This window comes from Kytococcus sp. HMSC28H12, from assembly GCF_001816045.1.
In the GTDB taxonomy this organism is placed as follows: domain Bacteria; phylum Actinomycetota; class Actinomycetes; order Actinomycetales; family Dermatophilaceae; genus Kytococcus; species Kytococcus schroeteri.
The window spans coordinates 1-12,159 of sequence record NZ_KV824296.1; the positions used below are offsets into that span (position 1 = coordinate 1).

The following is a 12,159-nucleotide window of genomic DNA, read 5'->3' on the forward strand; positions in this document are numbered from 1 at the left end:
GTTCGTCCACAGCTGTGGACGAACCCGTGGAAAACTCCCGCGAGGTCCCCGCGCAGCCCGCGGCGCAGAGCGCCCCCGCCCCTGTGGAGGGCACCGGAGCCCCGGCGTCCCAGGGTGTGGAGCGGGACTACTCCGCACTGAACCACAAGTACACCTTCGACACCTTCGTGCTGGGTTCCTCCAACCGGTTCGCGCACGCCGCGGCCACCGCCGTGGCCGAGGCCCCCGCCCGCGCCTACAACCCGCTGTTCATCTACGGCGGGTCGGGGCTCGGCAAGACCCACCTGCTGCACGCCATCGGGCACTACGCGCGCACCCTCGACTCCTCGGTGCGGGTCAAGTACGTGAACTCCGAGGAGTTCACCAACCAGTTCATCAACGCGGTCTCGGCGGGCCAGGCGAACGCCTTCCAGCGCCAGTACCGCGACGTGGACGTGCTCCTCATCGACGACATCCAGTTCCTGCAGGGCAAGGAGCAGACGATGGAGGAGTTCTTCCACACCTTCAACACGCTCCACAACAGCGAGAAGCAGATCGTCATCACCTCCGACCAGCCGCCCAAGAAGCTCAGCGGCTTCGCCGAGCGGATGCGGTCGCGCTTCGAGTGGGGGCTGCTCACCGACGTGCAGCCGCCGGACCTGGAGACCCGCATCGCGATCCTGCGGCGCAAGGCGGCGGCCGACAAGCTCGACATCCCCGACGACGTGCTGCACCTCATCGCGTCGAAGATCTCGTCCAACATCCGCGAGCTCGAGGGCGCCCTGACCCGCGTGACGGCCTTCGCGAGCCTGTCGGGCTCCCCCCTGGACGAGTACCTGGCGCGCACCGTGCTCAAGGACGTGATGCCCGGGGGCGACTCCGGCCAGATCACGCCGGGGACGATCCTCGAGGAGACCGCGGCCTACTTCACCATCTCGGTGGAGGAGATCCAGGGCGCCTCCCGCTCGCGCAACCTCACGCGCGCCCGGCAGATCGCCATGTACCTGTGCCGTGAGCTGACCGACCTCTCGCTGCCCAAGATCGGCAAGGAGTTCGGCGGGCGCGACCACACGACCGTCATGCACGCAGAGCGCAAGATCAAGCAGCTGCTCAGCGAGGACCGTCGCGTGTACGACGAGGTCAGCGAGCTCACGAGCATCATCCGCAAGAAGGTCGCGCGCGGCCGCTGAGCCAGCGCGTCCCCTCCCCTCCTCCCGCGTCGTCCCCATCCTGTGGGGCCTCGGTCCACACTGCCGTCCGCAGGGTGGTGCACAGGTGTGCTCCGCGGCAGCGGGCCCCGTTTGACAGCGATTCACCGGATCTCCACAGCGTGTGGACAACCTTGTGGATGTGGACGAGGTCACGTCAGGTCCCCACCGGGCCGGGCCGCCACGACCCCCTGTGCACGTTCCTGTGGGCACCTGTGGGAATCCCCCTCCGAGGCGTGGACGGGACGGGCCGGTGCTGTGGGAGCAGGTGTGGACGCCGATCCGTCGTCCCCATCCCCCGCGGTCCGCCCACAGCTCGTCCGCAGGCCTCGTCAACAGGAGGATTCCGCTCCACGCCGCGCAGGACGGCCGTCGTCCCCAGTTCCCACAGCACCGATGACGACGACTACCCGGTTTCTCGAGGAGGGGTTGCGCACCGCGTACGTGGGGGGTCGTGCTGAGCCCGGTGCGGTGAGGGATCGGGGCTCGGAGGGTGGCGGTGGCTCGCGCTAGGCTTCGCCGGACGTCGCAGGCGCCGTGGACGGGACAGTGGTCCGCATGGCCGAGCAGTGAGGAAGCCATGGAGTTCCAGGTTCAGCGTGAGGTGTTGTCCGAGGCCGTCGCGTGGGTGGTGCGCGGTCTGACCAACCGTCCGCCGGTGCCGGTGCTCGCCGGTGTGCGCCTGGTGGCCGACCCCGCCGGCACGCTGACCCTCTCGGCCTTCGACTACGAGGTCTCCGCCGAGGTCACCGTGGAGGCCGACGTGGTGGAGGGCGGCGAGGCCCTGGTGCTGGGTCGCCTCCTCTCGGAGATCTCCCGCTCCCTGCCGGACAAGCCGGTGCGCATCCAGCAGGAGTCCGGCAAGCTCCAGGTCACCTGTGGCTCCAGCCGTTTCGCGCTGCTCGAGATGCCGCTGGGCGACTACCCCTCGCTGCCCACCTCCCCCGAGGCCAGCGGCACCGTGGACGGCTCGCTGTTCACCAAGGCCGTAGCCCAGGTGTCCGTCGCCGCCGACCGCAGCGACGCCCTGCCGATCCTCACCGGTGTGCACGTGGAGTTCGACCGCGACCGCATCACCATGCTGGCCACCGACCGCTACCGCATGGCCCGCCGCGAGCTCACCTGGACGCCGCGCGACCCCTCGGCCCACCACGTGGCGCTGGTGCCCTCGCGCACGCTGTCGGACACCGCCAAGAGCCTGGGGGCCGTGGGACCGGTGGACATCGCGCTGGGCGACGAAGCCGGCGGCAAGGGCCTCATCGGTTTCTCCGCGGGCCAGCGCCACAGCACCACCCGTCTGCTCGACGGCGAGTACCCCAAGCTCTCCAGCATCTTCCCCACCAGCAGCGAGGTGGACGCCGTGGTGGAGACCGGCGCCCTCATCGAGGCCATCAAGCGCGTCTCGCTCGTGGCCGAGCGCACCACTCCGGTCCGCCTGCGCTTCACGCCCGGCTCGGTGGCCATCGAGGCCGGCACCGGCGACGACGCGCAGGCGTCCGAGGCCGTGGAGTGCACGCTGGACGGCGACGACATCGACGTGGCGTTCAACCCGGGCTTCCTGCTCGACGGCCTGGGGGCCCTGGGCACGGCGTTCGCGCGCATGTCCTTCACCCAGCCGGGCAAGCCGGTGCTGCTCACCGGCCAGGCCGAGGTCGACGGCGAGTCCGACGACTCGTTCAGCTACGTGATCATGCCGGTGCGCTTCCCGGGGGCCTGAGTCCCGCGGGATACGGTGGAGGCCGCAGCAGCCTCCCCCAGCCTCGACTCACCAGGAGTGGTCATGCAGATCGGACTCGTCGGCCTCGGCAAGATGGGCGGAAACATGAAGACCCGCCTGGAGCGGGCCGGCCACGAGGTCATCGGCTTCGACCTCGATCCCCAGCTGCGTGACGTCGACAGCCTGCAGGCCCTGGCGGAGACCCTCACCGGTCCGCGCGTGGTGTGGGTGATGGTCCCGCACGGCAAGCCGACCCGGAACACCATCACCGAGCTGGCCAGGCACCTGCAGCCCGGCGACCTCGTCATCGAGGGTGGCAACTCCCCCTACCAGGACGACGTCGAGCACGACCGGATGCTGGCCGCGCAGGGGGTCGGCTACGTGGACTGCGGCGTCTCCGGCGGCATCTGGGGCCTGGAGAACGGCTACGGCCTGATGTGCGGTGGCCGGACCGAGCACGTGGAGATGGCGATGCCGATCTTCGACGCGCTGCGCCCCGAGGGCCCCCGCGACGAGGGCTTCGTCCACGCCGGCGAGGTGGGCGCCGGTCACTACGCCAAGATGGTGCACAACGGCATCGAGTACGGGCTCATGGCGGCCTACGCCGAGGGCTACGAGCTGCTCATGGCCAAGGACATCGTCAAGGACGTCCCCGGTGCCTTCAAGGCGTGGAGCCGCGGCACCGTGGTGCGTTCCTGGCTGCTGGACCTGCTCGTGGACGCGCTGGAGGAGAAGCCGGACCTGGAGGGCGTGTCGGGCTACACCACCGACTCCGGCGAGGGCCGCTGGACCGTCATCGAGGCCGTGGAGAACGCCGTGCCGATGCCGGTGATCTCCGCCGCGCTGTTCTCGCGCTTCGCCTCGCGCCAGGAGAACTCCCCCGCCATGCAGGCGGTGGCCGCGCTGCGTGGTGGCTTCGGTGGCCACGAGGTGATGCAGTTCGGCAGCGAGCCGTGGGACCGCGACCGTCCCCAGCAGGTGCACCGTGCCGCCGAGCCCGCCGACACCCGGGGCCAGGCGACGCCCGGGGCCACCGACGACGAGGCGTGAGGCTCCGCCACCTGGCGGTGCGCGACTTCCGGTCCTACGAGGAGGCCGCGCTCGACCTGCCGGCCGGGGTGACCGTGCTGGTGGGCCGCAACGGCCAGGGAAAGACCAACCTCGTGGAGGCCGCCGGCTACCTCGCCACGCTCGGCTCGCACCGGGTGAGCAGTGACGCCCCGCTGGTGCGCTTCGGGGCCGAGCACGCGATCATCCGGGGCGCCGTGGAGCGCGACGGCCGGGAGACGGTGCTCGAGCTGCAGCTCAACCCGGGGCGGGCCAACCGCGCGCAGCTGGGGCGTTCCCCCGTGCCCCGGCCGCGTGACCTGCTGGGCACCCTGCGCACGGTGCTCTTCGCCCCGGAGGACCTGGCCCTGGTGAAGGGCGACCCGGCCACCCGGCGGGCCTACCTGGACGCACTGCTCGTGGCGCGCCAGCCGCGCTGGGCGGGGGTGCAGGGGGACTACGCGCAGGCGCTCAAGCAGCGCAACGCCCTGCTGCGCGACGCCCGTTCCTCCCGCAGCACGCCGTCGGCCTCCACCCTGGCGATGCTGGACGCCTGGGACGAGCACCTGGCGATGGGGGCCGCTTCCCTCCTCTACGCTCGTCTACGCCTGGTGCAAGATCTACGGAGATTCGTGGAGAACGCCTATCGAGAGGTGAGCGACGCCCAGTCCGAGGCGGGCATCGCCTACCGCTGGTCGCTCGTGGGCGAGGAGGCCGACGCCGCCGCGCAGGCCCTGGCCGACGGCGGGGAGGTGCCCGAGCGCGACGAGCTGGCGCGCCTCGTGGTGGCCTCCCTGGCGCAGCTCCGGCAGCGCGAGCTGGAGCGCGGCATCACACTGGTGGGGCCGCACCGTGACGAGCTGGAGCTGACCCTCGGTCCGGTGCCGGCCAAGGGCTACGCGAGCCACGGGGAGTCGTGGTCGTTCGCGCTGGCCCTGCGGTTGGCGGCCTTCCACCTGCTGCGCACCGACCTGGGCACCGACCCGGTGCTGGTGCTGGACGACGTGTTCGCCGAGCTGGACGCCGGGCGGCGCGAGCGGTTGGCGCAGATGGTGGCCGACGCCGAGCAGGTGCTGGTGACCGCGGCGGTGGAGTCCGACATCCCGCCGAGCCTGCGGGAGAGCGCCCACCACGTGGACGTGACGATGGGCCACGCCGAGGCGCGCACGTGAACACCCAGGGGCCGCTCGGCGGGCCGGTTGACCGGAGCGGCAGCGGACCCGCGAGCGGGGACCCGGCCGGCGGCGAGGCCGAGCTGGACGCCGCGGACCTGACCCTGGCCCGGATGCGGGACATGGCCCGGGCGCGTGGTCTGCGCCCCGGAGCACCCGGGCGGCGGGCGAGGAAGGCCACCTCCGGTCGGGCCGGCACCTCGGGCAAGGGCCGCCGTGACCCGCAGACCCTGGGTGCGGAGTTCACGCGGATGATCGAGGACCGCGGCTGGGGCGACGAGCTCAAGGTGGGCCGCGTGATGGGCGACTGGGTCGGCATCGTGGGTGCCGACGTGGCCGGCCACAGCCTGCCGGAGAGCTTCGAGGACGGGTGCCTGGTGGTGCGGGCGGAGTCCTCCACCTGGGCCACGCAGCTGACCATGCTGACCAGCACGCTGCAGCGCCGGCTGGACGAGGAGCTGGGCTTCGGGGTGGTCACGAGCGTGCGCGTCATCGGCCCGGCGGCGCCGTCCTGGCGCCACGGCCCGCGGCGCATCTCCGGCCCGGGCCCGCGCGACACCTACGGGTGAGGTGGCCCCGGGTCCGATGCGGGCCCCTGTGGCCGTTCGTGGGGGTGGTGGCCGTACCCGCCCACGGGTGGGGACCCGCTCGTCGCTCGTGAGGTTCCTCCCGGCCCGATTTCGGGGCCGTGAACCGGTGGACGGCCATGGGGAATCGGCGTCCTCTTGCTAAGATGGGGCGTTGCATGTGTCCTCGCGCGCCCGCGCGCGTGAGAGAGGTGCGGGTACGCCAGTGCCCGCCGCACGGCATCGAGCAGCACCCCGCACCACCGACAACGACCAGCCGTCCCAGGGAGTCCCGTGGCCGACCAGCCCCAGCAGCCCACCGCGTCGTCCTCCAGCTACGACGCCAGCTCGCTCCAGGTGCTGGAGGGCCTCGAGGCCGTCCGCAAGCGCCCCGGCATGTACATCGGCTCCACGGGCGAGCGCGGCCTGCACCACCTGGTGTGGGAGATCGTCGACAACGCGGTGGACGAGCACCTGGCCGGGTACGCCGACCGGGTGGAGGTGACGGTCCTGCCGGACAACGCCGTGCGCGTGGTGGACAACGGCCGCGGAATCCCCACCGACGTGCACGCCAAGGAGGGCATCTCCGGTGTGGAGCTCGTGCTCACCCAGCTGCACGCCGGTGGAAAGTTCGGCGGCGACTCCTACGCGGTCTCCGGTGGTCTGCACGGCGTGGGCTCCTCGGTGGTGAACGCCCTGTCCACCCGCATGGAGGTGGAGGTGCGCCAGAAGGGCCGCGTGCACCGCATCGAGTTCGACAACGGCGTGCCCACTGCCCCGCTGCAGGCGATGGAGGAGGTGCCCGAGGACGAGACCGGCACCACCATCACCTTCTGGCCGGACGGCGACATCTTCGAGACCACCCTCATCGACTTCGAGACCCTGCGGGCGCGCTTCCAGCAGACCTGCTTCCTCAACAAGGGCCTGACCATCCAGCTCACCGACGAGCGCCCGCGCGCCACCGACGCGGACGACGAGGGCCTGGACGACGCTGATGCGGACGTTGCCGACGGCCTGACCAAGGGTGCCGACGGCGAGCAGGTCAACGACGCCCCGCAGGAGGGTGACCAGGGCGCCGAGGGCGAGGCCGCCGAGAAGCCCCACCGCTTCCGCACCGTCACCTACCGCTACGACGACGGCCTGCTGGACTACGTGCGCCACCTCAACAGGTCCAAGAAGTCCGAGCCGGTGAACGAGGAGGTCATCGCGTTCGAGACGGAGGACACCGAGCGCATGCTGCAGTGCGAGATCGCGATGCAGTGGACCACCTCGTACTCCGAGTCCGTGCACACCTACGCCAACTCGGTGAACACCCACGAGGGCGGCACGCACGAGGAGGGCTTCCGCGCCGCGCTGACCCGTCTGGTCAACGAGTTCGCCCGGGCCCACAAGCTGCTCAAGGAGAAGGACGCCGCCCTCACCGGTGACGACGTCCGCGAGGGCCTGACCGCCGTCATCTCCGTGAAGCTCGGCGAGCCGCAGTTCGAGGGCCAGACCAAGACCAAGCTGGGCAACTCCGAGGTCAAGGGCTTCGTGCAGCGCGCGATGGCCGACCAGCTGGGCCACTGGCTGGAGGCCCATCCGTCGGAGGGCAAGGCCATCGTGGGCAAGGCCGTGCAGGCCGCCCAGGCGCGCATGGCCGCCCGCAAGGCCCGCGAGGCCACCCGCCGCAAGGGCCTGCTCGAGTCCGGCGGTCTGGCCGCCAAGCTCAAGGACTGCCAGAGCAACGACCCCACGGTCTCCGAGGTCTTCATCGTCGAGGGTGACTCCGCCGGCGGTTCGGCCATCGCCGGGCGCAACCCCTTCAACCAGGCCATCCTGCCCATCCGCGGCAAGATCCTGAACGTCGAGAAGGCCCGCCTGGACAAGATCCTCGCCAACACCGAGGTGCAGGCGCTCATCTCGAGCTTCGGCACCGGCATCGGTGAGGAGTTCGACATCGAGAAGGCGCGGTACCACAAGATCGTGCTCATGGCCGATGCCGACGTGGACGGCATGCACATCCGCACCCTGCTGCTCACGCTGCTCTTCCGCTTCATGAAGCCGCTGGTGGAGCACGGGTACGTCTATTTGGCGCAGCCGCCGCTGTACCGCCTCAAGTGGACCAACGCCGAGCACGACTTCGCGTTCACCGACCGGGAGCGTGACGCCCTCATCGAGGCCGGCCAGGCCAAGGGGCGCCGCCTGCCCAAGGAGAACGGCATCCAGCGCTACAAGGGTCTGGGTGAGATGAACTACTCCGAGCTGTGGGAGACCACCATGGACCCGGACAACCGCGTGCTGCGCCAGGTGACCATGGACGACGCCGCCGCGGCCGACCAGGTGTTCTCGGTGCTCATGGGCGAGGACGTGGAGTCCCGCCGCTCGTTCATCCAGCGCAACGCGCACGACGTGCGCTTCCTGGACATCTGACGCTCGATCAGAGCTTCTACGACTTTCTAGCGACTACGAGATACTGAGGTAGGCACTGTGAGCGAGCAGCCCCCGCAGGACCCGAACGAGCCGATCGAGCCCACCGACGAGACCCCGGTGGAGGGGACCGGGGCCGGCGATGCCGAGCAGCCCACCGAGGGCGCCCAGGTGGCCGCCGGCACCGACCCGGTGGACGACCTGCCCGCCCCCGTGGCCCCGGCGTGGGACGCCATCCCCGAGCACGGCCGCATCGAGCCGGTGGACCTCTCCAGCGAGATGCAGCGCAGCTACATCGAGTACGCCATGAGCGTCATCGTGTCTCGCGCGCTGCCGGACGTCCGTGACGGCCTCAAGCCGGTGCACCGCCGCATCGTGTACGCCATGTACGACGGCGGCTACCGCCCCGACCGCTCGTACAACAAGTGCGCCCGCGTGGTGGGCGACGTCATGGCCAACTACCACCCGCACGGCGACTCGGCCATCTACGACGCGATGGTGCGCCTCTCGCAGCCGTGGGCCATGCGCTACCCGCTCATCGACGGCCAGGGCAACTTCGGCTCCGCCGGTGACGATGGTGCCGCCGCCCCGCGTTACACCGAGTGCCGCATGCAGCCGCTGGCCATGGAGCTGGTGCGCGACATCACCGAGGACACGGTCGACTTCGAGCCCAACTACGACGGCCGCACCCTGCAGCCGACCGTGCTGCCGGCCCGCTTCCCCAACCTGCTGGTCAACGGCTCGGCCGGCATCGCGGTGGGCATGGCCACGCAGATCCCGCCGCACAACCTGCGGGAGGTGGCCGAGGGCTGCCAGTGGCTGCTGGAGCACCCCGAGGCCTCCAAGGAGGAGCTGCAGGAGAAGCTGCTCCAGGTCATCAAGGGTCCGGACTTCCCCACCGGGGCCAAGATCATGGGCCGCTCCGGCATCGAGGACGCCTACCGCACCGGCCGCGGCTCCATCACCATGCGCGCCGTGGTGGAGGTGGAGGAGATCCAGGGCCGCACCTGCCTGGTGGTCACCGAGCTGCCCTACCAGGTGAACCCCGACGCCCTGGCCCGCAAGATCGCCGAGCTGGTGAAGACCGGCAAGCTGCAGGGCATCGCGGACCTGCGCGACGAGACCTCCGGTCGCACCGGCCAGCGCCTGGTCATCGTGCTCAAGCGAGACGCCGTGGCCAAGGTGGTGCTCAACAACCTCTACAAGCACACCCAGCTGCAGCAGAACTTCGGCGCCAACATGCTGGCCCTGGTGGACGGCGTGCCCCGCACGCTGCCGCTCAACGCCTTCGTGCGCCACTGGGTGGACCACCAGGTCGAGGTCATCGTCCGCCGCACCACCTACCGCCTGAAGCGCGCCGAGGAGCAGATCCACATCCTGCGCGGCCTGCTCAAGGCGCTGGACATGCTCGACGAGGTGATCGCCCTCATCCGCCGCTCGCCCACCGTGGAGGAGGCGCGCGACGGCCTGATGGAGCTGCTCGACATCGACGAGGTCCAGGCGCGCGCCATCCTCGACATGCAGCTGCGCCGCCTGGCCGCGCTGGAGCGCCAGAAGATCATCGACGAGCACGACCGCCTGCAGGCCCTCATCGAGGACCTCCAGGACATCCTGGCCACGCCCGCCCGCCAGCGCACGATCATCAGTGAGGAGCTCGCCGAGATCGTGGACAAGTACGGCGACGAGCGCCGCACGGAGATCGTGCCCAACGACGCCGAGGTCAACATGGAGGACCTCATCCCGGACGAGAACGTGGTGGTCACCATCACCCGGGGTGGGTACGCCAAGCGCATCCGCGTGGACGCCTACCGCTCGCAGCGCCGCGGCGGCAAGGGCGTGCGCGGCACCACGCTGCGCGCCGACGACGTGGTGGACCACTTCTTCACCACCCAGACCCACTCGTGGCTGCTCTTCTTCACCGATGCCGGGCGCGTCTACCGCGCGCGGGCGTGGGAGCTGCCCGAGGGGTCGCGCGACTCCAAGGGCCAGCACGTGGCCAACATCATGGCCTTCGGCCCGGACGAGAAGATCGCCCAGGTGCTGGCCATCAAGGACTACGAGGCCGCGCCCTACCTGGTGCTCGCCACCAAGAACGGCCTGGTCAGGAAGACCCGCCTCACCGAGTACGACTCCCCGCGTTCCGGTGGCCTCATCGCCGTGAACCTGCGCGAGGGCGACGAGCTCGTGGGCGCGCGCCTGGTGGACGGTGAGGACGACATCCTGCTCGTGAGCCGTCAGGGCCAGAGCCTGCGCTTCCGGGCCTCGGACGACCAGCTGCGCCCGATGGGCCGCGCCACCTCGGGTGTGACCGGCATGCGCTTCCGCGGCGACGACGAGCTGCTGGTCATGCGCACCGTGCCGCACGAGCAGGCCGACGGGGCCCAGGTGTTCGTGGTGTTCGAGAACGGCATGGCCAAGCGCACCAGCGTGGACCAGTACCGTGTGCAGGGCCGTGGCGGCCTGGGCATCAAGGTGGCCAAGGCCACCGAGAAGGCTGGCGACCTCGTGGGCGCCCTCGTGGTGGGCGACCACCACGAGGTGATGGTGGTCATGAGCTCGGGCAAGGTGGTGCGCAGCCGCGCCGACGAGGTGCGCCTCACTGGGCGTGACACCTCCGGGGTGCGCTTCGCCGACCCGGGCAAGAAGGAGCACATCGTGGCCGTGGCCCGCGCCCACGCCGAGGAGCAGGCCGACGCCGAGGCGGAGGCCGACGAGAACGCCGACACCACCCAGGAGGCCACCGTGGTGGCCGACGGCACCACCGGTGCCACCGGAGAGGACGAGTCGTGAGCAGGACGCAGAAGACCCCGCCCACCCGTCGCAGCCGCTCCTCCCGCCGATCGGCGGGGGGCGACGGTGGCCGCCGACTCGACCTGCGCACCCTCTACGGTGGCGGCGATGGCGGCAGCCGGGCCCTGCGCCGCTCGACGGTGCACTCGGTGAGCCTCGGCTCGGCGCTCAAGCTGAGCTTCCTCACCGGCGTGGGGTTGGGGCTGGCCATCGTGGCCGGCACCACCCTGCTGTGGCTGGCGCTCTCGCTGCTGGGCGTCTTCGACGACGTCAACAAGCTCGTGGGCGAGCTGGTGGGCACCAAGGCCGACCAGGGGAAGGCCACCGAACTCACCGACCTGCTCGGCCTGGGGACGGTGCTCACGTTCACCACCGTGTTCGCCGTGGTGAACACCCTCGTGGTGACCGTCCTGGGCACTCTCCTGGCGTTCATCTACAACCTGATGTCGGCCCTCGTGGGCGGGCTGCAGGTGGACCTCGTGGAGGACTGAGGCGCCGATTGGCGCAATCCGCACGAGGTGCTGTACCGTATCCCCTCGCATCACGGTAAGCCGTGACAGCACGGGCCTATAGCTCAGTCGGTTAGAGCGCTGTCCTGATAAGACAGAGGTCACTGGTTCAAGTCCAGTTAGGCCCACCCATCCACCCCCTGGGGGCCTTGGCGCAATTGGTAGCGCATCTGCTTTGCAAGCAGAGGGTTAGGGGTTCGAGTCCCCTAGGCTCCACGGTTCCAGAAGGCCGTCCGGCACCCGCCGGGCGGCCTTTTGGCGTCCTGTGGGCGTGAGCGAGGCAGCGCAGGCTAGTCTCCGGACCATGCCCCCCGTCGCCCGTGCCGAGAACGTCGCCTTCGTGGACCGCGAGCAGGAGGTGGTGGTGGCCCTGCTCCCCTCCGGCCCGCTGCGCGTCCTCCAGGGGCCCGCGGTGCTGCTGTGGGACCTCACCGCCGAGGGCCCGGTGGAGCGCCCTGCCCTGGTCGAGCAGGTGCTGGACGCCTACGGCGAGTACCCGCCCGAGGCGCCGGCCCAACTGGAGGAGGCCCTGGACCTCATGCTCTCCGACGGGTTCCTGACGGCGTAGGCTTGCGGGTATGAAGAACACCCTCCTGGCCCTCGGTATCGCCGGCGTCGCCGCCCTCCTCGTGACCCGCACCCTGGACAAGAACGCCAAGACCTCCGAGCTCTGGGCCGCTGCCACCGACGAGCTGCCCGCGCAGGTCTGATCCCCCGCGGCCACGCAGAGCACGATGAAGGGCCGACCCCCTCGGGGGTCGG

10 protein-coding genes and 2 tRNA genes are annotated in these 12,159 nt (G+C 70.6%); all 12 read left to right on the plus strand.

Annotation, left to right across the window (positions count from 1 at the left end):
• The coding region (dnaA, locus tag HMPREF3099_RS01860; RefSeq protein ID WP_237769700.1) for a chromosomal replication initiator protein DnaA at window positions 1–1,169 on the plus strand (1,169 nt) is incomplete at its 5' end.
• A 598-nt stretch (window positions 1,170–1,767) separates the two neighbouring features.
• Window positions 1,768–2,904, plus strand: coding sequence for a DNA polymerase III subunit beta (dnaN, locus tag HMPREF3099_RS01865; protein ID WP_070703499.1), 1,137 nt, complete (start codon window positions 1,768–1,770; stop codon window positions 2,902–2,904).
• Between the two features lie 63 nt (window positions 2,905–2,967).
• Window positions 2,968–3,954 (plus strand): phosphogluconate dehydrogenase (NAD(+)-dependent, decarboxylating), encoded by a 987-nt coding sequence (gnd, locus tag HMPREF3099_RS01870; RefSeq protein WP_070703500.1) that lies wholly within the window; start codon window positions 2,968–2,970, stop codon window positions 3,952–3,954.
• Window positions 3,951–5,123, plus strand: coding sequence for a DNA replication/repair protein RecF (gene recF / locus HMPREF3099_RS01875; RefSeq protein WP_070703501.1), 1,173 nt, complete (start codon window positions 3,951–3,953; stop codon window positions 5,121–5,123). Before gnd ends, recF begins: the two co-directional genes overlap by 4 nt.
• Complete coding sequence (locus HMPREF3099_RS01880; RefSeq protein WP_237769701.1) at window positions 5,120–5,692, plus strand: DciA family protein; 573 nt, start codon at window positions 5,120–5,122, stop codon at window positions 5,690–5,692. Before recF ends, HMPREF3099_RS01880 begins: the two co-directional genes overlap by 4 nt.
• Before the next feature lie 291 nt (window positions 5,693–5,983).
• The gene (gene gyrB / locus HMPREF3099_RS01885) at window positions 5,984–8,101 is read left to right on the plus strand and encodes a DNA topoisomerase (ATP-hydrolyzing) subunit B (RefSeq protein ID WP_070703502.1); all 2,118 of its coding nucleotides are present in this window, start codon (window positions 5,984–5,986) and stop codon (window positions 8,099–8,101) included.
• Window positions 8,102–8,377: 276 nt separating this feature from the next.
• Entirely contained in the window at window positions 8,378–10,888 is a 2,511-nt protein-coding gene (gyrA, locus tag HMPREF3099_RS01890; RefSeq protein WP_237769702.1) for a DNA gyrase subunit A, read from the plus strand.
• Window positions 10,885–11,379 carry a DUF3566 domain-containing protein gene (locus HMPREF3099_RS01895; protein ID WP_083323406.1) on the plus strand — a complete coding sequence of 165 codons (495 nt, stop codon included), beginning with the start codon at window positions 10,885–10,887 and terminating at the stop codon, window positions 11,377–11,379. Before gyrA ends, HMPREF3099_RS01895 begins: the two co-directional genes overlap by 4 nt.
• A 72-nt stretch (window positions 11,380–11,451) precedes the next feature.
• Window positions 11,452–11,525, plus strand: a tRNA-Ile gene (locus tag HMPREF3099_RS01900).
• A 15-nt stretch (window positions 11,526–11,540) separates the two neighbouring features.
• A tRNA-Ala gene (locus HMPREF3099_RS01905) sits at window positions 11,541–11,613 on the plus strand.
• An 88-nt stretch (window positions 11,614–11,701) separates the two neighbouring features.
• Entirely contained in the window at window positions 11,702–11,965 is a 264-nt protein-coding gene (locus tag HMPREF3099_RS01910; protein WP_070703503.1) for a hypothetical protein, read from the plus strand.
• A 10-nt stretch (window positions 11,966–11,975) separates the two neighbouring features.
• Entirely contained in the window at window positions 11,976–12,107 is a 132-nt protein-coding gene (locus HMPREF3099_RS13610; RefSeq protein ID WP_256374411.1) for a hypothetical protein, read from the plus strand.
• Window positions 12,108–12,159 lie beyond the last annotated feature (52 nt).

What these genes read in the sequence shown, in the direction of transcription:
- dnaN (WP_070703499.1), top strand. Translation starts at nt 1,768, where the DNA reads ATGGAGTTCCAGGTTCAGCGTGAGGTGTTGTCCGAGGCCGTCGCGTGG.
- gnd (WP_070703500.1), top strand. Translation starts at nt 2,968, where the DNA reads ATGCAGATCGGACTCGTCGGCCTCGGCAAGATGGGCGGAAACATGAAG.
- gyrA (WP_237769702.1), top strand. Translation starts at nt 8,378, where the DNA reads ATGCAGCGCAGCTACATCGAGTACGCCATGAGCGTCATCGTGTCTCGC.
- HMPREF3099_RS01910 (WP_070703503.1), top strand. Translation starts at nt 11,702, where the DNA reads ATGCCCCCCGTCGCCCGTGCCGAGAACGTCGCCTTCGTGGACCGCGAG.
- HMPREF3099_RS13610 (WP_256374411.1), top strand. Translation starts at nt 11,976, where the DNA reads ATGAAGAACACCCTCCTGGCCCTCGGTATCGCCGGCGTCGCCGCCCTC.